Origin of the sequence: Nitrincola alkalilacustris (genome assembly GCF_008973755.1) — a bacterium.
GTDB classification, from domain to species: domain Bacteria; phylum Pseudomonadota; class Gammaproteobacteria; order Pseudomonadales; family Balneatricaceae; genus Nitrincola; species Nitrincola alkalilacustris.
In genome coordinates this window covers 160,026-182,487 of the sequence record NZ_WBOM01000006.1, presented here as the reverse complement: position 1 = coordinate 182,487, position 22,462 = coordinate 160,026, and the positions used below count along the sequence as shown (strand labels likewise).

The following is a 22,462-nucleotide window of genomic DNA, read 5'->3' as shown; positions in this document are numbered from 1 at the left end:
TACCTGAAAAAGCGGAAATCTTTTTAATCTCTTCTCAAAACATATCAGGAACAGATAAACTGAAGAGGCAACAGCCTAGAAACGCGCTACAAAGAGAAGGGGAAGGTCGTGAGCATTACCAGAGCCCTCATGGGTCTATCGATCGGTTTTGTAATAGCCCTGCCCGTGCAGTCCTCTGCACAGGCATTGAACAAGCAACAGCAGTTATTTCTGGACACCCTTCAGGCAGCAGAAGCCGGGCGAAAAAATGACGTTTACAAGGGGCTGGAGCAGCTTCACAACTACCCTCTGACACCCTACATAGTCTTTGCAGAGCTTCGCGGGCGCATTGCCCATGCCAGCCAGGATGAGGTAGACCACTTTCTGACGACCCATGCCGATTCTCCGCTGGCTGGTCGCATGTTGTTTGCCTACACGACCCAACTGGGTCTGAAGAAGGACTGGGGCCGTTTTCAGACCTATTACAACAGACTGCAGCGACCCAATGCTCAGCAGCAATGCTTTGCCGGACTTGCCAGCCTGGCGCTGGGGGATCGCGAAGGTGCCTATCAGCAGGCTGCCCAACTCTGGCAGGTCGGTGCATCACAACATGATGCCTGTGACCCTCTGTTTGAGCGCTGGATTGCCTCCGGCGGCCTGCAATCAAACCACGCTCTTGAGCGCATGCTGCTGTCGCTGGAATCAGGTAATACCCGACTCGCGCGTTACGCCGAACGCTTCATCAAGGATGATACCACCAAGCAGCATGCTGCCACCGTCTGGCGGGTCTATAACAATCCGGAGCAACTGCGCCAGAACCCCGGCATCCTGAGCAAGCAAACGCCACAGCATCGACGCCTCGCCATGATGGCGGTCAATCGCCTGGCCGGCAGTGACCTTGAACTGGCATTGAACACCTGGATCGGTCTGGTACGACATCTGGATATACCGGCACCCGAGCAGGAACCACTGGCGACCCGCCTCGGCGTTCGCTATGCCAAACGCTTCCTGCCGGGCACCGAAGAGCTGCTGGCAAGGCTTGATCCCGACTTCAACTTCGGAGAACTGACCGAATGGCGTATCCGTCTTGCCCTGGTGGATCAGGCATGGCCTCAGGTAGCTTCGATGATTGAGAAGCTGCCAGATGAGCTCAGACAGAACCCCCGCTGGCAATACTGGACACATGTATCACACAAGCGCCTCGGAATTCCTTACACTCAGGATGCCCTTGAGCAGCTGGTCAGCGACCGGAGCTTCTACAGCTTTATCGCTGCCGAGCATAACAATCTACCCTTTGAGTTGAAAAACACACCAGCACCCTTCGATGCCGCCGCACTCAATGAGATAGCACAGTTGCCGGCATTCAGAAGAATGCATGAGCTGTATCAGATCAACCAGATCAACAATGCGCGCTCCGAGTGGAACCACGCCACCACATACCTGACCCAGGATCAACAGCATGCTGCTGCACACCTTGTGAAGAGCTGGGGCTGGTACTTCCAGGGCATTCGAGGCGCGATAGGCAGTGACCGCTGGGACGACCTTGAGCTGCGTTTCCCGACCCCCTATACAGACCTGTTCCATCACGCGTCGGGTAAATACTCGATAGAGCGCGCCTGGGCGATGGCTGTCACTCGACAGGAGAGTGCATTTCTGGAAGATGCCCGCTCTGGTGCCGGAGCCATGGGGCTGATGCAACTGATGCCGGCAACAGCCAGAGAGGTGGCGCAGCGCAACCGCATCGACCTCCCTGATCTCAGTCGCCTGTCGCAACCGGCGGTGAATATCGAACTCGGCTCAGCCTACCTGTCGCAGATGCAGCAGCGCTTCAATGGTAATCGTGTCTATGCCACAGCGGCCTATAATGCCGGCCCCGGACGCGTGCAACAGTGGCTGAATGCCCGCGGCCACCTGCCCCTGGATATCTGGATAGAGACCATCCCCTTTGACGAGACGCGCCTGTATGTGCAGAACGTGTTGTCCTATGGGGTCATCTATGACCACCTGACAGGCCAGAGACCCAGCATGATGAGCCAGTCTGAGCGTCAGTTGCTGGCACTGAATGATAGTCGATGAAGACTCTCAAGATTGTTGCGGGAGGCTCTCAAGGTTAAACGCGGAAGGCTCTAATCCTCCTCAGGGCAGGAGTTGATGAACTCCATGAGCAGATGCTGGTCGAAAGGCCAGTCCAGCTCCTGCCCACTCATCACATCACGCAGGACAGGGATACGCGTGGCATAGCGAGCCATCAGCTGGTCGTCATAAGCGATATCCACCAGATCCACCTCATGCAGATCTTCGCTCATTGCAACAACCAGAATCTGGGCAGCATCATCACACAGATGACACCCCAGCGTGGTCATTAATTCAAAACTACGCACATACATCTCCATAAAACGGTTTAATCTGTTACTTTAACAGGGCAATATTAATCTGGATGACTGATCCTCAAACCAAAGACGCATGAATTGAGTTCAAGACCATATTATGTGATCAACAAGCACATGGTATAAGATAGGGTCAGGAAAGCAACGCACTAGCAGCAGGCAGATATTTATGGATAAGAACAGCAAAATGGCAACTGATCCACAAGAATTCATCAATTATGTGAATCGGGAAACGAATAAGATTCTTGAGATGTACTCTGCCACCGGCGGTGATGATATTTTCAAGCAATTCACCACCTCCTGGACCGAGCTGGCGACACGCTCAATGGAAGATCCTACCTTATGGATCAAGGCGATTACCGAGTTTCAGCAGGCGCAAATGAGCCTGTGGCAGAACATGTTTACCGGTGCAGGCAACCCGGTTGTAGCGCCCAAGCCAGGCGATCGCCGCTTTCAGAATGAAGAGTGGTCAAAGAACCCTGTCTTTGATTATATCAAGCAGTCTTACCTGCTCAGCTCCAAGATGCTGACCGAGATGTCAGCGAATGCGAAGCTGTCGGATGCCGAGCAACAGAAGCTCGACTTTTATACCCAGCAGTTCATTGATGCCATGTCACCGACAAACTTTGCCGTGACCAACCCTGAAGTGCTGAACCAGGCGATCGAGTCTAAAGGCCAGAGCCTGATTGATGGTTTGAAGAACCTGCTTGGCGACATCGATAAAGGTCATATCTCCATGACCGATGAATCAGCCTTCGAACTGGGCAAAGACCTGGCCACCACAGAAGGCGCTGTGGTTTTTCAGAACGATATTTTCCAGCTGCTGCACTACAAGCCGCTGACTGAGCAGGTTCATGAAAAGCCATTGCTGATCGTACCACCCAGCATCAATAAATTTTATATTCTCGATCTGCAACCCCATAACTCCTATGTACGCTACTGCCTGGAGCAAGGCCACAATGTATTCCTTATCGCCTGGGTCAACCCCAGCAAGGAGATGCGTGACCTGACCTGGGATGACTACATAGAAGATGGCATCCTGAAAGCCACCGCCGTGACCAAAGAGATCACCGGAAGTGACAAGGTTAACGCTGTCGCCTGGTGCGTCGGCGGCACCATGATGGCCTCCGCACTGGCAATCATGACTAACCGCAAGGACACCAGCATCGCGTCAGCCACCTTCCTGACCACACTGACCGACTTCAGCGATCCGGGCGATCTGCGCGTATTCATCGATGAGTATCAGGTCAAGCAACTGGAGAGCAAGGTCAACAAGGAAGGTTTCCTGCACGGGCGCGAGCTGTCAACCTCATTCAACATGCTCAGAGCCAATGACCTGATCTGGTCTTATGTGGTCAACAACTACCTGAAAGGCCAGACACCTCCACCGTTCGACATTCTCTACTGGAACAGTGATCCAACCAATCTGCCTGCAGCCATGTACACCTTCTACATCAACAAGATGTATCTGGAAAACAAGCTGGTCGAGCCGAATGGGCTGACTATCTGTGGTGAGCCGATTGATCTGAGCAAAATCAAGACACCTTGCTATTTCCTCTCCACCATTGAGGATCATATCGCTCCGTGGAAAAGCACCTTTGCAGCCACCGAGAAGTTCACCGGCAGCATGGAGTTTGTACTTGGCGCCAGTGGACATGTTGCAGGTGTCATCAACCCGGCGTCCAAGAATCGTCGTCACTACTGGATCAAGGGCGAACTCGGTAAAGGGCCTGATCATTGGCTTGAAACTGCCGAGCAGCAGGAAGGCTCCTGGTGGAGTCACTGGTCTGAGTGGATCAAGCGTCGCGGTGGTAAAAAGGTCGATGCACCAGCCGACTATGGCAATGCTACCCACAAGGCCATCGAAGCCGCGCCGGGCAGCTATGTAAAAGCACGTCTTGACTGATTCTCGCAGTTATTGATTAATAGACGCTGACATAGGCGCTATGTATTGACACTAATGTTGATACTACAGGGGGCACTCAGGTGCCCCTTTTTCAATCATGGAAGAGTTGTATACCCTCGCTGACCGGACTGACCCTCGATGCATCTTATTAAAAACTCCCTGAGCAGAAAGCGAGAGGAGACACTGGCTATTCTTCATCTGGCATGGCCTATTGTGATTGCACAGCTCGCTCAGCACTCCATCGGCTTTGTGGATACGCTGATGGCGGCTCGCGCCGGTGCCGAAGATCTGGCTGCCATCGCTCTTGGCACCAGCATCTGGATCCCGGTTTTTCTGGCATTGAGTGGTATCCTGATGGCCACCACGCCTCTGGTTGCCCATCTGGTTGGCGCCAACAAGACGCAAGACACACCCAACACTCTTCATCAGGGGCTATGGATAGCTCTGGTACTGGGTTTGATTGCCCTGCTGATCCTCAACAATACAGACCCACTGCTCGCACTGTTGTCGCTGGAACCCAGCCTTCAGGACAAAACCCGACGCTATCTTGAAGCGATATCCCTGGGTTTTCCGGCCCTGCTGCTTTTTCAGGTCATCCGCAGCTATTGTGAAGGCTTCGGTAAAACCCGCCCGGTGATGAAGATCGCCATCATCGGCCTGCTATGCAATATCCCGCTCAACTATGTCCTGATATTCGGCAAGTTCGGCTTCCCGGAACTCGGCGGTGTCGGTTGTGGCTGGGCCAGCGCTATCGTCATGTGGATCATCCTGCTCTGCGGCTCGGGCTACCTGCATAAGAGTCCGTCATTTGCCCCTCTCAAGCTCTGGCAGCGCTGGCAGAAGCCTCAATTCGGCGCTGTACTGAGTTTTCTCAGGCTCGGAACCCCCATCGGCTTTGCGCTACTGATAGAGGCCAGCATGTTTTGCGTGATAGCCCTGCTGCTGGCAAAGCTTGGCGATATAGTACTCGCGGCGCATCAGATCACCATCAGCTTCACCGGCATGGTCTTCATGCTGCCTCTGAGTATTGCCATCTCACTGACCATCCGTGTCGGACAACTGTCGGGTGCCGGACAGGCTGCAGCAGCCAGATATGCAGCCTTTACAGGGATACAGATCACCCTCCTTTTTGCACTGATCTCCACCACTTTGACGCTACTCTTTGCAAGAGGCATCGCACGCCTGTATACCCCGGATATAGAAATTCTCGATCTGGCTGCCTCACTGCTCGTGATTGCCGCTCTGTTCCAGCTATCCGATGCGATACAGGTCAGTGCAGCCGGAGCCTTGCGTGGCTACAAGGATACTTCTATACCTTTAATACTGGTGTTCATCTCCTTCTGGGTGATAGGACTGCCAGTCGGCTATCTGCTGAGCCTGACCGACATACTGGTTCCAGCCATGGGGCCTGCCGGCTTCTGGTATGGACTGGTGATCGGCTTGAGTGCTGGTGCCGTATTGCTGATGACAAGGTTACATCTGGTGTCACGCCATGATCAAAGTCCATGAGGCCTGCCTGATATTACTGGCAGTCTTAACAGCAGGAACGATATCGGGATGCTCAGAACCCACGCCCGAAAAGATGATGCAAACCTATGCACAACGCCTCGGCAATGCGCTGGATCAACCCGTTGAATACTCTGCATCCACTTTGCAGCCACTCCCTAGCCAACCCCCAAGACGCCAACGTCTGCTACCGGTAACGGAGATCAGAGAAGGACTGTTTGATGTGCTAAACCTGCGCCATTGCAACCTGCTGCCTCTGGTTGCTCAACGCAACAGTTCGCTCGGACGTGTCATGCCCCCTTCTCAGCAACTGATCTATGAGTTGCAGTTTCTGCAGGCAATCGCTGAGTGCGAGGATCTGCTGCACGCCCTGATAACAAAGGACTTGGATCTGGAAGAGGAGTTTAAAGGGGTTCTGCAGCAGATCAGTGAAATTCATCGCATTAAACGTGATAATCTGCCAGCCGTGATCTGGAACAGCCTTTATACGGCACCCGAAATGGAAAAGCAGTTTGCCATCAACCAACCACCCCTGCCTCTGAATAACGCCGGACTTTTCGCCACCATTGAGCCCAGTCTGGAGATGTTTGCCAGAATCAGTAGCCAGACACAACCAGGCACCGACTTCATTGAGGCTGGTGCAGTCAAGGCGCTGGAGCAGGATTATGAACGCCTTTATCGAAGTGATTTCGGCGCACAATTGCTGAAGAGTCTTCTGCATCTGACACATCTGCTGGATGCGGCGGCAGATGCAATTGAAAGTCGGCTGGAGCGCCTGCCGGTCTGCTATAACGGCCGACCCAATCCACAGGCAGAGATCCTGCGCAATGTGTTCACACGCTTCTATGCCCAGGAGATACAAGGCTATCTTGCCACTGTGCATCAGCAGGGTATTCGCTGGCTGGAGTTACAGCAGCAGATCATGGCACCCCTACCGATACCGGACAGCACTGCACCCTACTACCGGCAAGTGGTCAGTACCGATTCACCGAACAGCCTCTGGCAAGCCTATACAGCAGCCAGAGACCGACACACATCGGCCTGGCAACAGCTTCTGGGCCAATGCGGCATGATGCCCGGACTGGATCAACAATCCGCTGACTGAGGATCAGCGGTTCTGATTCAGATTCAGCAACTGACTCAATTTATCGTTGAGACGCTCCTCTTTCTCTTTCAGCTTGGCCTGCTTCTCCTGCTCACGGATACGTTCCTTGCGCAGTTGATGGTAGGCCTTTAGCTGCGCTTTGGCATGTTCGGCTTCGGAGGCAGTCACCTGCCCCGCCGGCTCTCCATCCAGCCCGATGCGTGGCGCACCTTCCTGAATGCTGCGCAGATAGTTGGGGGAGCGCACATATGAGGCTAGCGCACGCTTGATACGGGTTTTGGACAGTTTATCATCCGCAATCAGATCTTCCTGTATGCCGATTTTCAGCGGTCTTACATTCTCCCGACTGAACACTGCCGGATAGGCTTGTGTCAGCTCCTGCAGTGCGGCCAGATTGGCGGCACGATTTTTAGTCCGATTACGGGAGCCGCTCTTTTCGCTGTCCACTTTCACTGAATCATTCACTGCTTTACTCTCAACTCGCTCAATTGAACTGTTCAAACGCCGCTCAGCGTACTCCAGTCGTTGCTCACACTCAACCAGCAATCGCTCGGTTGTGTGCCTTAACTGCTCCAGCTCAGACATCGCCTTTGCGGATGAAATACTCATAAATCATTTCCTGTTGCTTCTCACTCAGCAGCTCATGCCCCAGAAACCTGCAGAATCTGGGTATATCACGCTGAGTGGAAGGGTCTGTGGCGATCACATGCAGCACCTGATCGACCGCCATCTCCTGTATTTTGTTATGCAGCAGCATGACCGGTTCAGGGCACAACAGACCGGATGTATCCAGCAAGACATCTGCGTCGATCTTATCCATTACCTGCCACTCTTCTCTGTAAGGGCCACTATTGTCGCAAATATCCTACCTCAGAGAAACTGCATATACGCAGTTAACATGCCTCTGAGGAGCGACTATGCTTGAATCATGCTCAGAACACTTTTTGCAAACCATTAAGCACACCAATATCAGCAGAGGAAAGATGCCATGATTCGAGTACTGATAGAGCGCCATATTGCACTGGATCTGGACGAGCATTATGACCGCGTGGCCACTGAGACACTACAGAAAGCCATGTCTGCACACGGCTTCATATCGGGCGAAGCCCTCAAGGATATCGATGACCCCATGCATCGCCTGGTCATCGCCAATTTCAGAAATGCTCACGACTGGCAGATCTGGGCCCAGTCGGACGCTCGCAAAGAGATGATGAAAGAGATGAGTCTGCTGCTGGATCGGGAGGAAAAGATCACACTCTACGAGTACTGATCATTCACGGCGCAGATCAAGAAAGCAGGTAATCTCTTCACGATCATGATACAGATGCCGCGCCTCTATTCGGTGCGTCACACCCGCGGCATCCAGCTCGCTGCGGATAGTATCAAGACAGCTGACCACTTCACGATAGCGCTGCTTCATGGGAAGCTTGAGGTTGAACACGGCTTCGCGGCACCACCCCCTTTTCGCCCAGAGAACCACAAGATCAGCGATTCGTGAGGGTTTTTCGACCACATCGCACACCATCCAGTAAACCGGTTTGGAGGGCGCAAAGGAGAAGGCATCTTCACGCAGGTGGGTAACCTGACCACTCTCCATTAACTCTTCTCCCATCGGGCCATTATCTACAGCGGTTACGAACATCCCCTGCTGCACCAACTGCCAGGTCCAGCCACCGGGCGCAGCGCCCAGATCAACAGCTGTCTTGCCACCGCCAAGGCGCTGCTCCTGCTCCTGCCTGGACAGAAACCAGTGCCAGGCCTCCTCAAGCTTGAGTGTGGAACGGCTGGGGGCTGATGACGGAAACTTCAGGCGCAGAATACCCATCTCCCAGGGTGAACTGTTACGCCGTGGCGAAACACCCAGCCACAAGCACTTTCCCGACAGCACGAACAGATGCATCCGCCAGTCGGCTTTCTGCTTTCGCGGCAACAGTCGATTCTGCTTACGCATCTGCTGAACCAGTGCCGAACTGAATTTGCGTGCAAAGCCCTGAAGCTCACGCCCGGATGTTGTATCCGGCGTTTCGGCGAATAGCTCATTGCATAAGGGCAGTGCGGCAGCCTGCTCCAAAACAGGTGTCACACGATCATGCCCTGGCAGATCATCCATCATCGGCAGGCAGGCCACCCACTGGCGCACAAAAATGAGAGAACGAAACTCTATCTCCTCCATGACCTGTAGAGCAGCTCCCGGCTGATGAAGGTTGAAGATCACATAGGCTTCATCCCCTTTGTAAGAAGGATGTCCTGAGAAGCCAGCCATCGCTGCGCGCTCCGTGAACTCTGCTGCACATTCACGCTCAAATCCGGAACGGCAATAGAGTATCAGTGTGTCTAGAGTCTGCATCTGAGGTATTTCTCTCCTGCCTGCTGGCTTTAATTCAGGTACTTCGGCGCCCATCATACCTGAGTCGCAATCTTGATCCATATCAAATAAACATCATTTATCATGTCATTTGGACCAATACCAAAGTATCTATTATAACTACCAAGACTATCTAACACTGCTTTTCACAAGATGCTTCTGATCTGAAATGCAAGTATTTTTTTCTTTACAATCAGCAACTTAATTACAAAAATCACGACACCATATAACACTCCAGTCTGGCTGAACATGACGCCCTGCATCGTCTTGATGCAATGCAACAAACCTTTTCATTACATTGAAATACGGGGGTAATTCACTGATAATCCGCGCTGGTACTGTATTTAACTCTAACAGCTTGTTGATGAGAGCCTGACATGAGCATTGCAACTGATCACCCGACATACAACTACAAGGTGGTGCGTCAATTCGCCATCATGACTGTTGTCTGGGGTATTGTCGGTATGGGCGTGGGTGTCCTTATCGCGGCCCAGCTGGTCTGGCCGGCGCTAAACTTCGATCTTCCCTGGTTATCCTACGGACGCATCCGTCCGTTACACACCAACGCAGTTATTTTTGCGTTTGGTGGCTGCGCCCTTTTCGCAACCTCTTACTATGTTGTGCAACGGACCTGTCAGGCTCGCCTGATTTCTGACGGACTCGCCGCCTTCACCTTCTGGGGATGGCAGTTGGTAATCGTTGCAGCAGCCATTACACTGCCACTCGGCCTGACTTCTGCCAAGGAGTACGCTGAGCTGGAATGGCCCATCGACATTCTGATCACCCTGGTATGGGTCACCTATGCCGTTGTGTTCATCGGCACCATCATGAAGCGCAAAACCAAGCACATCTATGTGGCTAACTGGTTCTACATGGCCTTCATTCTGGTTATCGCTGTACTGCATGTCGTTAATAGTGCAGCCCTGCCGGTATCTCCATTCAAATCCTACTCTGCCTATGCCGGTACCATCGATGCGATGATACAGTGGTGGTATGGCCATAACGCGGTCGGCTTCTTCCTGACTGCAGGCTTCCTGGGCATGATGTACTACTTCGTTCCGAAGCAGGCGAATCGTCCGGTTTACTCCTATCGTCTGTCGATCGTTCACTTCTGGGCACTGATCGCCACCTACATGTGGGCCGGCGGCCACCACCTGCACTACTCAGCCCTGCCTGACTGGACACAGTCACTGGGGATGGTGATGTCTCTGATCCTGCTGGCACCCTCCTGGGGCGGTATGATCAACGGTATGATGACGCTGTCAGGTGCCTGGCATAAGCTGCGTACCGACCCAATTCTGCGCTTCCTGGTCGTGTCTCTCTCCTTCTACGGTATGTCCACCTTTGAAGGCCCGATGATGTCGATCAAGACCGTCAACGCCCTGTCGCACAACACTGACTGGACTGTCGGTCACGTTCACTCTGGCGCATTGGGCTGGGTAGCCATGATCTCCATCGGCGCTGTTTACCACATGATTCCGAAGCTCTTCGGTAAAGCCGACATGTACAGCACCAAACTGATCAACGTTCACTTCTGGCTGGCCACCGTCGGAACCGTGCTTTACATCGTCTCCATGTGGGTCAACGGTATTCTGCAGGGCCTGATGTGGCGCGCAGTAAACGAAGATGGAACACTGACCTATAGCTTCGTTGAAGCACTGGAAGCCAGCCATCCGGGTTACTTCGTCCGCTTCATCGGCGGCCTGATCTTCCTGTCCGGTATGTTCTTCATGGCCTACAACGTTTGGCAGACCGTCCGCTCTGGCAGCAGTGTCGCCAAGGCAGAACCTGAGCCAGCGGCCCAGACTGCGTGATTGAGACGAGGAGCATAGAGCAATGATCAAACACGAAACTATCGAGAAAAATACCGGCCTGATGGCAATTCTGATCATGATCGTGATCAGCGCCGGTGGTCTGGCCGAGATTGTGCCCCTGTTTTTCAAGGACTCAACCACCAAACCGATTGAAAACATGCGTACCTATACTGCACTGGAACTGGAAGGTCGGGATATCTACATCCGTGAAGGCTGCCATGTCTGCCACACACAGATGATTCGCCCCTTCCGCGCAGAAACTGAGCGTTATGGGCACTACTCGACAGCCAATGAGCATGTATGGGAGCACCCCTTCCTGTGGGGCTCCAAGCGCACAGGCCCGGACCTCGCCCGTGTTGGCGGTCGTTACTCTGACGACTGGCAGCGTGCTCACCTGTACAACCCGCGCGACGTAGTACCTGAGTCTATCATGCCATCCTACCCCTGGCTGTTTGACAACCAGATGGATGGAAGGCTGACTGCACGTAAAATGGAAGTGATGCGCACACTGGGAGTACCTTACACGGATGAACAGATTGCTGGTGCTCGTGCCGAAGTTGAAGGCAGATACGAGATTGATGCCATCGTTGCTTACCTGCAGGCGCTTGGCAGAACTCATGACAACTACACCCAAACACGGTAATCCTCAGTGAGTTATGATGTTTATGGCCCGTTCTTGCCACTGGTGATGTTGATCACCTTCCTGGGGCTTTTCATCTGGGTGCTCTTGCCTCAGAACAAGAAAAGCTTCGATGATGCCGCAAATCTTCCCTTTGCGGATGATGAGCAGGAAGCAGACAACAACAAGAGCAACGAACCAGCCCATGACAGGAGAGAAGAAAAATGAGTGCTTTCTGGAGCGCGTGGGTAACTGTCATTACCCTGGCAGTGATTTTTGGTTGTACCTGGCTGCTGTTTGCAACCCGCAGAAGCCAGCCTCATCAGGAATTGACCGAAGAAACCGTCGGTCACTCCTTTGATGGAATCGAAGAGCTGGACAACCCCATGCCCAAATGGTGGTTCCAGATGTTCGTGGCTACTGTAATTTTCGGACTTGGCTATCTGCTGCTCTATCCCGGTCTTGGCAACTTTGCAGGACTTCTGGGGTGGACATCAACCAAGCAGTGGCAGGAGGAGATGGCCTACGCTGAAGAGAACTATGCACCTATCTTTGCTCAGTATGCATCCCTCTCGATTGATGAGTTGCAGCTGTCTGAGAATGCTGCAGGCTTGCGTATCGGTCAGCGTCTTTATGCCAACAACTGCTCTCTGTGCCACGGCACAGCAGGCACCGGGGCTTATGGCTTTCCCAACCTGACCAATAATGACTGGCTGTATGGCGGCGATGAGACCGCCATCAAGCACAGCATTACTCAGGGGCGTATGGGTGCGATGCCGGGCTGGTTGCCGGTGCTGGGTGAAGAGGGTATACGTGATATGACTCACTACGTGCTGAAGCTCAGCGGTCGTGAGCATGATGCGGGCTCTGCTGATCGTGCAGAACCTCAGTATCAGGCACTGTGTGCCGCCTGCCATATGCCAGACGGCACAGGCATGTACGCACTCGGCGCACCTAACCTGACCAACGATATCTGGCTATATGGCGGTGAGTTCGGACAGATCGCACATACTCTGCGCGTTGGACGCAGCGGCGTGATGCCCTCTTTCCGCCACCTGCTGACGGATGATCAGATCCACCTGATCACTGCCTATGTGACAAGCCTGTCTCGGGACTGATCTCCCTAGATAAGTGACAGCGACATGATCTGCATCATGTCGCTTTTTTTTTGGTATATTAGAATCAGCTCAGAAACACCCTTCAGGTCTTACTCTACAACCCATCCAGACCAGGTGGCAGGTACATATGAACCAGATACCGGTTAAAGACATCACTCCCGCCAGAAAGAAAGAGGATCAGCAAACCTACGATCTTTATGCCAAGCGAGAGCATATCTACGTCAAGTATTACCGCGGCTTCTTCAAGAACCTGCGTACCGGTTCCAGCTTTATCATGCTGGCTCTTTTCTTTGGTGTCTCCTGGATACAGTGGGATGGACGCCAGGCAGTACTTTTTGATCTGCCCAATCGTCAGTTCCATATCTTCGATATGACCTTCTGGCCACAGGACTTTATTCTGCTTTCCTGGTTGCTGATCATTCTGGCCTTCGTGCTTTTTTTCGTCACTGTATTTGCCGGTCGACTCTGGTGTGGCTACTCCTGCCCACAGTTTGTCTGGACCTGGTTTTTCATCTGGGCCGAGCGAATCACCGAAGGGGATCGCAACAAACGTATGCGCCGTGACAAAGGCCCAGGCAGCACAGAAAGAACATTACGCAAAACTGCCAAGCACTCTCTCTGGCTGATTATATCTGTTGCAACCGCTATCGCTTTCGTGGGCTACTTCTCCCCTATCCGAGAGCTGCTGCCCAGTATCATCACCTTCGAACTCGGCCCCTGGGAGATGTGGTGGCTGGCATTCTTTACGGTTGCCACCTATGGCAATGCCGGCTGGCTGCGTGAGCAGGTCTGCATCTACATGTGTCCCTATGCCCGCTTCCAGGCGGTGATGTTCGACGAGGACACGCTGGTCATCTCCTATGATGAAAAGCGTGGCGAAAAGCGCGGCAAGCGCAAAAAAGGTGCTGATTACAAAGCCGAGGGGCTTGGCGACTGCATCGACTGCGACAACTGCGTGCATGTCTGCCCGGTCGGAATCGATATCCGCGATGGCCTGCAATACGAGTGCATAGCCTGTGGCGCCTGTATTGATGCCTGCGACGAGATCATGGACAAGATGGGTTATGACCGCGGTCTGGTGCGCTACACCACTGAACACGCCCTCAAGGGGAAGAAAACCAAGATATTGCGCCCAAGGCTGATCGGGTATTTTGCCGCCATGATGATCATGGTGCTCAGCTTCGGTTATGTGCTGGCCAATCGTGTCCCCATTCAGTTCGATGTCATCAGGGATCGTGGCGAACTCTACACCGAAGTACAGGGTGGCCTCGTTCAGAATGTCTATACCCTGAAGATCACCAACAAGGATCATGTGGATCAGACTTATCTGCTTACTGTATCCGGACTGGAGGGCCTTGAATTGCTGAGTGAACCGACTATCAGCATTGCTGCAGGCGATATGATTGATTACCCGGTCAGGCTGCAGACAAAACGCAGTCAGCTGTCTCAATCGAACTATCCGGTGGTTTTTCTGATCCAATCGACTGATAACCCGTCCAGCCAGGCACAGGTTGAAAGTCGTTTCATAGGGCCTGCTCCGCGCCGTTAATGGCGGAGACAGCCCTGTTAAGGTATAATCTGCGGCGTGCCATGCATGCCGTCCAACTTTTCAGGAGCACCAATGACTCAAGATACAGCCCCAGTAGCCCCCTGGTATAAACAGTTCTGGCTCTGGTTTGTTCTGACTCCGATTTTCTGCGTGATGATCTATGCCACCAGTTTTGCCGTCATCGCCGTCAAGACCAGTGATGGTATCGTGCGTGAAGATCACTTCCGCTATGCCCGTGGTACCTATGTAGATACCAGCAAGGAGATGCGAGCCGTCGAGCTGGATCTCAAGGGCGAGATGGTACTGGATAACGACAGTGGTCGTATTGAACTGGATCTCGGTGGACTGCTGCCAGAGGGAACTGAGCAGTTGAGCCTGAGTATCATTCATCCGACTCACCAGAAATTTGATCAACAGATCACTTTAACGGCGGCCAACCAGCCCAACCTTTTTGAGGGCACCTTGAGCAGCGCACTGCAGGGCAAGCGCTATTTCATTCTGGAACCGGAAAACGTTGAGTGGCGTCTGCGCACCGAGGCCTACCCTCCTTACGAAGCTCGCTCTCTGATCTTCTCCGCACTCTGATCGGTGGGGATTAGCGCTATATGAATGCAGCACACGGAAGCCCTGTGACAGGTTGTTATCACTGCGGGCTTCCTGTTCCGTCAGACAGCCACTTTTACACCGAGATCAAGGGTGAGGCGCAGAGAATGTGCTGCCCCGGCTGTCAGGCTGTCGCACAGACCATTGTCGATGGCGGTCTGGATAACTTTTACCAGCACCGCGGTAATGATCTTTCACCGGAAGTGGTTGATGCCGAGCGCCTGGATGAACTCAGCGCAGAACTGGCCCTTTACGACCGTCCGGAAGTGCAGAAAACATTTGTCCGACAAGTACAGGATGAGACTCTCGAAGCGATGCTGGTCATCGAAGGGATCAGTTGCGCAGCCTGTGTCTGGCTCATCGAGCAACACCTGTCACGCCAGCCCGGTATCAGCGATATCAAAGTCAACCTGACCAGTCATCGAGCGCGCCTGAGCTGGAAATCGGATGAGGTCAAACTCAGCACTATTCTCAAAGAGATCATTCGCATCGGCTATCAGGCACACCCCTACCACCCTGATCGTGAAGAACAGCGCCTGCAAAAAGAAAATCGCAAGTCTCTGACACGCATGGGCGTGGCTGGCATCGGCATGATGCAGGAGATGATGATGTCGGCAGCCCTGTTTGCCGGTTATATTCAGGGCGGCATGGATGAACCGCACATGATGATGCTGCGCTGGGCCAGTATGCTGATTGCCACTCCAGTGCTGTTCTATTCTGCCTACCCCTTCTTCGCCAATGCGATTCGAGACCTGCGTATCGGTCATCTGACCATGGATGTTCCGGTAGCGCTTGCGATAGGGCTGGCTTATGTAGCCAGCGTCTGGGCCACAGTATTCAACACCGGTGATGTCTATTTTGACTCCGTCACCATGTTTACCTTTTTCCTGCTGATCGGCCGCTATCTCGAGATGCGTGCCCGCCAGCGTACCGGAGCTGCCGGCAATGCTCTGCTCAACCTGATCCCCAGCAGCGCAACCCGGGTGCTCCAGGACGGAACCGAAGAGCTGGTACCTGCATCCGAACTGCAGCCAGGTGATCGTATCCGCATCCGTCCCGGCCAGACCATACCGGCCGACGGTGTGCTGCTCGGTGGCCACTCCTCAGTCGACGAATCAGCTCTGACAGGTGAGTATCTGCCGATCAGCAAACAGACAGGTTCCGTCGTTGTCGGCGGCACCATCAATGTCGAAAATCCGATAGAGGTAAAAGTGACGCAGGTGGGCGAGAACAGCCGCCTCTCCACCATCGTCAGACTCCTTGATCGCGCACAGAGCGAGAAGCCCTACATGGCGCGCCTGGCCGACAGAGTCGCCAGCTATTTTGTCAGCGCCGTGTTGGTAACAGCTGCGACAGTTTATACAGTGTGGCACTTTATCGAGCCATCCAGTGCCTTCTGGATTACGCTGTCAGTTCTTGTCGTCACCTGCCCCTGCGCTTTGTCACTGGCCACACCCACCGCACTGACCACGGCAACCGGCACCCTGCGCCAGCGTGGCTTGCTGATCACACGCGGCCATGTTCTGGAGAGTCTGTCCAAGGCTACCCATGTTGTATTTGATAAAACCGGCACCCTGACCGAAGGGCGGCTGGTCCTTCAGGACACCCAGGCTCTGACCTCGATCTCTCCCTTGCAACTGCGCCGGATTGCAGCGGCACTGGAAAGCCAGTCGGAACACCCTGTAGCGCGTGCGTTTGCACCCTGGTTTGAGCAGGATGCTGAGCGCGTAGACATCTCCGTCGGCAAGGGTGTCGAGGGCTGGGTAGATGGGCGCTGTTATCGTATCGGAAAACCCGAGTACAGCAGTGTACTGTGCATGTCCAGCCCACCCCCTCTGCCTGACAGCTCTCGTCATTGGCTGTTACTCTGCGATTCTGATCAGGCACTGGGCTGGTTTGCACTGGATGATCAGGTACGGCGCGAGAGCCAGTCTGTCATCAGCCAGCTCAAGGCGATGGGCCTGGAGATAGAGATGCTGACAGGAGACAGCTCACCTGCCGCTCATCGCGTGGCCGAGTCAGTAGGTATTGAGACAGTTTACAGTGGTGTATCGCCCGAGGATAAACTGGCACGAATTTCAGCACTTCAGGAAACCGGCGCCAATGTTATCATGGTGGGTGATGGCATCAACGACATACCCGTCATGGCAGGCGCACAGACATCTATCTCCATGGGGGCGGCAACCGACCTGGCCAAAACCAATGCCGATGCCGTACTGATCAATAATCAATTGCAGACCCTGGCCGACGGTATTCAACTGTCGCGTAAAACCCGCCAGATTATTCGCCAGAACCTTGGCCTGTCACTGGCTTACAATGTGCTGGCACTGCCTGCGGCATCGATGGGGCTTATACCTCCCTATATAGCGGCACTGGGTATGACCGCCAGCTCTATCGTTGTAGTATGCAACGCTCTGCGACTGAGCATGCGTGAGCGTCGCCGTTCTCATGCCAATGCCCACGCAACAGCAGCAACGACTGCAACAACAGCTCAACCAGCTTCATCGGCCGGACAGGAGGTATAAGATGAACAGCATGCTGCTACTGATCCCGCTTGGGGTTCTGCTGGCCGGCGTAGCCATGTGGGCGTTTTTCTGGAGCGTCAACAACGGCCAGTATGATGATATGGATGCTCCAGCTCACAGCATTCTCTTCGATGATGATGACGATATGATTCCACCTGAGTCCCGGATCACGCCCGAAGACACTCCGACTGCCGACGACAACAGCCTCACCAAGCAAGCGCCGAAAGATGACTGACCCACTGGTCATCTCCACCGCCTTTATTATCGGACTGCTGGGCAGCACTCACTGCATCGGCATGTGTGGCGGTATTGCCGCCGCTGTCGCTATCAATACCCGTACCGACGGCTCACGCCCGATAATGCTGCTGGCGGGCTACAACATCGGTCGTATCAGCAGCTACATGCTGGCTGGAGCACTGCTTGGCCTGATTGGCTCCGCGGTAGCCACAGGGATTTCCGGACTGATCATGCGCACCTTTGCCGGCCTTCTGTTGATCGCCATGGGGCTGTACATCAGCCAGTGGTGGACTGGCCTGACGCGCCTTGAAAAACTCGGTGGTCATCTGTGGCGCCATATTCAACCACTGGCCAGCCGCCTGATGCCGGTCAAGACTCTCCCCCAATCACTCATGCTCGGCATGGCCTGGGGCTGGCTGCCCTGCGGTCTGGTCTACAGTACCCTGCTCTGGGCCTCTGCGGCAGGCAGCTGGCAGCAGAGCAGCCTGCTGATGCTGGGCTTTGGACTGGGCACACTGCCAGCAATGCTGGCAACCGGCCTGCTTGCCCAGCAGATCAGACAGTTCATGCAAAAGCGTTGGACGCGTCAGGTAGCAGGATTACTGGTAATAGCCTTTGGTATCTTTACACTGCCACTGATGGGCTTTTTTCACACTTTTCATTGATAGTCATCAACACTTCTCACCGCGAACTTCACTATACTCTCTCTGATTAATCCGGATACCGCACCTCAGGGGGACGTTACAGCGTGAACCAACATAACTCCATCGAATGGAACCTTGATCTGATCAGCCGCTATGACCTGTCGGGTCCGCGCTATACCTCCTATCCGACGGCCCTGCAGTTTCAGGGTGAAACCACACCGGAGCAGTTGATCGCTGCGGCCCGTGCCAGCACAGACAGCCAGAGCCCCCTGTCTCTGTATGTGCACATCCCCTTCTGCGCTCATGTCTGCTATTACTGTGCCTGCAACAAGGTGATCACGCGCAATCGAGATCGTGCTCAGCCATATCTGGACAGTGTCTATCGTGAAATGAAAACCCTGTCTGACTGGTATGGCAAAGATCGTCAGGTCAATCAGTTGCACTGGGGCGGCGGCACACCCACTTTCATCAGCGATGAGCAGATGCATGAGTTGATGGGCAATCTGCGTCAGCACTTTAATCTGCGTGATGATGATCAGGGCGACTACTCCATCGAGATTGACCCGCGTGAAGCCAGTCGCTCAACCATGGAGGTTCTGCGCGAAACCGGATTCAATCGCATCAGCCTGGGCGTACAGGATCTGGAACATCAGGTTCAGGAGGCCGTGAATCGCGTACAGCCGATAGAACAAACCCTCGCGGTACTGGAGCAGGCGCGCGAACTGGGGTTCACTTCGCTGAATATGGATCTGATCTATGGCCTGCCCCATCAGACGCCAGACAGCTTTGATCGCACTCTGGACAAAGTGATTGAGATGAGCCCCGATCGCCTGTCAGTGTTCAACTATGCCCATATGCCCGAGCGCTTTCGCTCGCAGCGCCATATCCAGAGCGAACACCTGCCCAGCGCTGAGGCCAAGCTGATCATCCTGCAAAATACCATCAGCAAACTGATGGAGGCGGGCTATCGCTATATCGGCATGGATCACTTCGCCAAACCCGATGACTCTCTGGCACAGGCTCAGCTCAATGGTCAGCTGCATCGTAATTTTCAGGGTTATACGACCCATGCAGACTGCGATCTGGTAGCCATGGGTGTGTCATCCATCAGCAAGATAGGCAATGTTTATTATCAGAATGAGCATGACCTGGGACTCTATACCCAATCTATCGAAGAGAAGCAGAATGCTGTTCGCCGCGGCATTACCCTGAGCCAGGATGACCTGATACGTGCCGCTGTGATCGAGCAACTGATCTGCCATTTCAGATTGGATACCCAAGCGATCGCATCTCTGTACAGCCTGGATTTCGACAGCTATTTTGCTGCAGAGATGCAGGAGTTACGCCAGTTTGAGCAGGATGGTCTGATTCATCTCAATGCCGGCATCATCACTGTGACACCTGCCGGTCGTCTGCTGATCAGACGCATCTGCATGGCTTTTGACGCCTACATTCCCAAGCTGCAACCCACCCGAGGTTATTCACGCATCATCTGATCCGCCCCAGCCAGATCTGTGCTGCCAATCTGGCAGCAGGTCTGGATGTCAGTCTATAAGCGCTTGCTGAACTTCACCCCGGGCGCTAAATGATACATAATGTCCTATAACTAGATTGGGCATGACGTAACTGACATTGCAGGACTTGAATGGGTGACAGATCGGATGGACGATAAAACCTCAGCTGGAAAGCTTCACAGCATCAAGCCATCACACTGCAACACCTGCAGTCTGAGCAGCCTGTGCCTGCCCGTTTCGCTCGACATGACCGAAATGGATCGGCTTGATAAAATCATCGACAAGAGTCGACCACTGAAAAAGGGTGAGCATCTGTTCAGGCAGGGCGACCCTTTTGGCAGCATCTACGCAATCCGAGCTGGCTCAGTAAAAAGCTACACCATCACTAATGATGGCGAAGAGCAGATCACCGGCTTCTATCTTCCCGGGGAGCTGGTCGGTCTCAGCGGCTATGACGCCAACCACTATCCTGTCTCGGTCAAGATTCTGGAAACCACAACTGTCTGCGAAATCCCATTTGAACGGCTGGATGATCTGTCTGGCCAACTCCCAGAGCTGCGTCGGCAGATTGTTCGCACCATGAGCAAGGAGATTCGGGATGAGCAACAGATGATGCTGCTGCTGTCGAAAAAAAATGCCGAACAGCGCGTCGCCACCTTCCTCATCAAACTGTCACAGCGTTTTCAGGAGCGACGCTACTCAGCCATGTCTTTCCGCCTATCCATGTCACGTAATGAGATCGGTAACTATCTGGGCCTGGCTGTTGAAACCATCAGCCGAATCTTTACCCGCTTTCAGAATCAGAACCTGATTCAGGTGGATGGCAAAGAGATCAGATTGATGGATCTGGATGAGATCTATCTGCTGTCTGGCGAATGCTCCGTCGAAGATTCCTCTGCTGCACAGAAAAAGAGTAGCTGATACAGACTGTTACTACCCACTGAGAAAAGCCGTGCCACAAATAAAAAAAACGCCTCAGATTTCCATCTGAGGCGCCCGAATGTCCCACAATGACGTCATCAGTTCATTGTGTAACCCAACGAGCTTATTAAACACCGCCTGATACCTGAAAACATTGAGCTGTATCAAGTTTGCTTCCTATTAAGGAGTTTCTGATGTCTTTTGACGAATATTACATAAAATCGGTGATCCGATCCTTGCCGGACTGGCCTGATCCAGGCGTTGTATTTCGGGATATCACTCCGGTTTTCAAAGACCCGAAAGCGATGCGCATGGTGTGCGATGCCTTTATTCAGCGTTATATCGGCAGTGATATCACACATATCGCAGGGATTGACGCGCGTGGCTTCCTGCTGGGGTCTGTTATTGCCTATCAACTGAATCTTCCACTGATTCTGGTGCGAAAAAAAGGCAAACTGCCGGGCGAGACCATCAGCCAGGAATACAAACTGGAGTATGGCACCGCTGCGGTTGAGTTGCAGACAGATGCCGTGTCGGCCGGAGATCGTGTACTGCTGCTTGATGATCTGATCGCCACAGGTGGTACCCTGCTGGCCAGCTGCAGCCTGATCAAACAACTGGGTGCGGATGTCACCGAGGTTGCCGCACTGATCGATCTGCCGGATCTGCAGGGATCTGCCCGCCTCCAGGAAAGTGGAATTCCTGTTTACTCTTTGCTTGCCTACGCCGGACACTGAAATGAATTGGTTTAAAAACGCTATCTGCTATCGCTTTGAACCCTCTGAAGACTGCACGGAAGAGCACCTCGAAAAAGTCCTGCAGGAAAAACCCTTTGTACCCTGTGGCCGCCATGAAGTCAGTCGCAGTGGCTGGACCTCGCCGACCGGTCCGTTGTCTGACTCCCCGATATTCAGCAGCAATGGCTATATCCTGATCAGCTATCTGGTTGAGGAAAAAATTCTGCCAACCAGCGTGATCCGTGACGAAATGGATGAGCGTATTCGTGTCATCGAAGAGAACGAAGCACGCAAGGTGTACCGCAAGGAACGCCAGCAGATGAAAGACGACATCACGCTTGAGCTTCTGCCACGCGCCTTCACGCGGCGTCATCGTACCCGTGCTCTGTTGATGCCTCAGCAAGGCTGGATTCTGGTCGATGTTGGCAGCTTTAAGCGCGCCGAAGACCTGCTCAGTGCCCTGCGTGAAGCTTTGGGATCGCTGATTGTAAGACCATTGGAGGTCAACCAGGCCCCCAGCAGCGTCATGACCGAGTGGCTACAGGACAAACGCCCTATTCCCTCCGTTATAGAGGTTGAAGATGAGAGCGAGCTGCGAGATCTCAGCGCAGAGGGTGGCGTCATTCGCGTCAAGGGGCAGGATCTGTTCAGCGATGAGATCCGCGCCCATCTGGACAATGGCATGCAGATCACGCGATTGGCAGTCAACTGGGAGGAGCAGATTCGCCTGGTGTTACATGCCGACATGAGTCTGCATCGCCTGAAACTGACCGATCAGTTCCGCGAGCAGATGGATAATGACAGCCCTGAAGATGAGCTGGCCTATTTTGATGCCCAATTGACGCAGATGGGGCTGGAGTTCAGCCGCTTTGTACCGGCACTGGTGGAAGCCTTTGGCGGGGAACCCGTCCGCTGAGGCAGCGTCATACTTTT

General features: G+C 53.6%; 22 protein-coding genes. 18 read left to right on the top strand and 4 right to left on the bottom strand.

The annotated features are described in order from the left end of the window. Window positions 1-108 precede the first annotated feature (108 nt). Window positions 109-2,055 carry a transglycosylase SLT domain-containing protein gene (locus F7R27_RS12690; protein WP_151704636.1) on the top strand — a complete coding sequence of 649 codons (1,947 nt, stop codon included), beginning with the start codon at window positions 109-111 and terminating at the stop codon, window positions 2,053-2,055. Between the two features lie 50 nt (window positions 2,056-2,105). Here the strand turns inward: F7R27_RS12690 and F7R27_RS12685 are convergent, their stop codons facing one another. Further along, window positions 2,106-2,360, bottom strand: coding sequence for a glutaredoxin family protein (locus F7R27_RS12685; protein ID WP_240776366.1), 255 nt, complete (start codon window positions 2,358-2,360; stop codon window positions 2,106-2,108). A gap of 175 nt (window positions 2,361-2,535) precedes the next feature. Between F7R27_RS12685 and F7R27_RS12680 the strand changes: the two genes are divergently transcribed. From F7R27_RS12680 to F7R27_RS12670, 3 genes are all read left to right on the top strand, one after another. Beyond that, window positions 2,536-4,272 (top strand): PHA/PHB synthase family protein, encoded by a 1,737-nt coding sequence (locus F7R27_RS12680; RefSeq protein ID WP_151704635.1) that lies wholly within the window; start codon window positions 2,536-2,538, stop codon window positions 4,270-4,272. Between the two features lie 138 nt (window positions 4,273-4,410). Continuing rightward, window positions 4,411-5,781 (top strand): MATE family efflux transporter, encoded by a 1,371-nt coding sequence (locus tag F7R27_RS12675; protein ID WP_151704634.1) that lies wholly within the window; start codon window positions 4,411-4,413, stop codon window positions 5,779-5,781. After that, the gene (locus tag F7R27_RS12670; protein ID WP_151704633.1) at window positions 5,765-6,883 is read left to right on the top strand and encodes a DUF3080 family protein; all 1,119 of its coding nucleotides are present in this window, start codon (window positions 5,765-5,767) and stop codon (window positions 6,881-6,883) included. The genes F7R27_RS12675 and F7R27_RS12670 overlap by 17 nt, the downstream gene beginning before the upstream one ends. A 3-nt stretch (window positions 6,884-6,886) precedes the next feature. Here F7R27_RS12670 and F7R27_RS12665 read toward each other — a convergent pair whose 3' ends face one another. Then, window positions 6,887-7,492: a ProQ/FINO family protein gene (locus tag F7R27_RS12665; protein ID WP_240776365.1), complete on the bottom strand. Its 606-nt coding sequence runs from the start codon at window positions 7,490-7,492 to the stop codon at window positions 6,887-6,889. Further along, window positions 7,461-7,703, bottom strand: coding sequence for a sulfurtransferase TusA (tusA, locus tag F7R27_RS12660; RefSeq protein ID WP_151704632.1), 243 nt, complete (start codon window positions 7,701-7,703; stop codon window positions 7,461-7,463). The genes F7R27_RS12665 and tusA overlap by 32 nt, the downstream gene beginning before the upstream one ends. A gap of 168 nt (window positions 7,704-7,871) precedes the next feature. On the opposite strand from tusA, the gene F7R27_RS12655 reads away from it, so the two are divergent. After that, window positions 7,872-8,153 (top strand): antibiotic biosynthesis monooxygenase family protein, encoded by a 282-nt coding sequence (locus tag F7R27_RS12655; RefSeq protein ID WP_151704631.1) that lies wholly within the window; start codon window positions 7,872-7,874, stop codon window positions 8,151-8,153. On the opposite strand, the gene rlmM is transcribed toward F7R27_RS12655, so the two are convergent. Further along, window positions 8,154-9,230, bottom strand: a complete 1,077-nt coding sequence (gene rlmM, locus F7R27_RS12650) for a 23S rRNA (cytidine(2498)-2'-O)-methyltransferase RlmM (protein WP_151704630.1) — start codon at window positions 9,228-9,230, stop codon at window positions 8,154-8,156. Window positions 9,231-9,625: 395 nt separating this feature from the next. Here rlmM and ccoN point away from each other — a divergent pair, with 395 nt between their 5' ends. The 13 genes from ccoN (at window position 9,626) to rdgC (ending at window position 22,445) form a co-directional block, all read left to right on the top strand. After that, entirely contained in the window at window positions 9,626-11,062 is a 1,437-nt protein-coding gene (gene ccoN / locus F7R27_RS12645) for a cytochrome-c oxidase, cbb3-type subunit I (protein ID WP_151704629.1), read from the top strand. A gap of 22 nt (window positions 11,063-11,084) precedes the next feature. Beyond that, a complete protein-coding gene (ccoO, locus tag F7R27_RS12640; RefSeq protein ID WP_151704628.1) occupies window positions 11,085-11,705 on the top strand; it encodes a cytochrome-c oxidase, cbb3-type subunit II in 621 nt (206 codons plus the stop codon). 6 nt (window positions 11,706-11,711) lie between these two features. Beyond that, entirely contained in the window at window positions 11,712-11,909 is a 198-nt protein-coding gene (locus tag F7R27_RS12635; RefSeq protein WP_206060501.1) for a cbb3-type cytochrome oxidase subunit 3, read from the top strand. Then, window positions 11,906-12,799 (top strand): cytochrome-c oxidase, cbb3-type subunit III, encoded by an 894-nt coding sequence (gene ccoP, locus F7R27_RS12630; RefSeq protein WP_151704627.1) that lies wholly within the window; start codon window positions 11,906-11,908, stop codon window positions 12,797-12,799. Before F7R27_RS12635 ends, ccoP begins: the two co-directional genes overlap by 4 nt. A 127-nt stretch (window positions 12,800-12,926) precedes the next feature. Beyond that, a complete protein-coding gene (gene ccoG, locus F7R27_RS12625) occupies window positions 12,927-14,348 on the top strand; it encodes a cytochrome c oxidase accessory protein CcoG (RefSeq protein WP_151704626.1) in 1,422 nt (473 codons plus the stop codon). A 72-nt stretch (window positions 14,349-14,420) separates the two neighbouring features. After that, window positions 14,421-14,933 carry a FixH family protein gene (locus tag F7R27_RS12620; RefSeq protein WP_168927503.1) on the top strand — a complete coding sequence of 171 codons (513 nt, stop codon included), beginning with the start codon at window positions 14,421-14,423 and terminating at the stop codon, window positions 14,931-14,933. 20 nt (window positions 14,934-14,953) lie between these two features. Next, entirely contained in the window at window positions 14,954-17,476 is a 2,523-nt protein-coding gene (locus F7R27_RS12615) for a heavy metal translocating P-type ATPase (protein WP_151704624.1), read from the top strand. A gap of 1 nt (window position 17,477) precedes the next feature. Beyond that, complete coding sequence (gene ccoS / locus F7R27_RS12610; RefSeq protein WP_151704623.1) at window positions 17,478-17,711, top strand: cbb3-type cytochrome oxidase assembly protein CcoS; 234 nt, start codon at window positions 17,478-17,480, stop codon at window positions 17,709-17,711. Continuing rightward, window positions 17,704-18,378, top strand: coding sequence for a sulfite exporter TauE/SafE family protein (locus F7R27_RS12605; RefSeq protein WP_151704622.1), 675 nt, complete (start codon window positions 17,704-17,706; stop codon window positions 18,376-18,378). The genes ccoS and F7R27_RS12605 overlap by 8 nt, the downstream gene beginning before the upstream one ends. Window positions 18,379-18,461: 83 nt before the next feature. Beyond that, window positions 18,462-19,853 (top strand): oxygen-independent coproporphyrinogen III oxidase, encoded by a 1,392-nt coding sequence (gene hemN / locus F7R27_RS12600; protein WP_151704621.1) that lies wholly within the window; start codon window positions 18,462-18,464, stop codon window positions 19,851-19,853. A 165-nt stretch (window positions 19,854-20,018) separates the two neighbouring features. Continuing rightward, window positions 20,019-20,792 carry a fumarate/nitrate reduction transcriptional regulator Fnr gene (fnr, locus tag F7R27_RS12595; RefSeq protein WP_151704620.1) on the top strand — a complete coding sequence of 258 codons (774 nt, stop codon included), beginning with the start codon at window positions 20,019-20,021 and terminating at the stop codon, window positions 20,790-20,792. 194 nt (window positions 20,793-20,986) lie between these two features. After that, complete coding sequence (locus F7R27_RS12590) at window positions 20,987-21,529, top strand: adenine phosphoribosyltransferase (protein WP_151704619.1); 543 nt, start codon at window positions 20,987-20,989, stop codon at window positions 21,527-21,529. A gap of 1 nt (window position 21,530) precedes the next feature. Further along, window positions 21,531-22,445 carry a recombination-associated protein RdgC gene (rdgC, locus tag F7R27_RS12585; protein WP_151704618.1) on the top strand — a complete coding sequence of 305 codons (915 nt, stop codon included), beginning with the start codon at window positions 21,531-21,533 and terminating at the stop codon, window positions 22,443-22,445. Window positions 22,446-22,462: the final 17 nt, after the last annotated feature.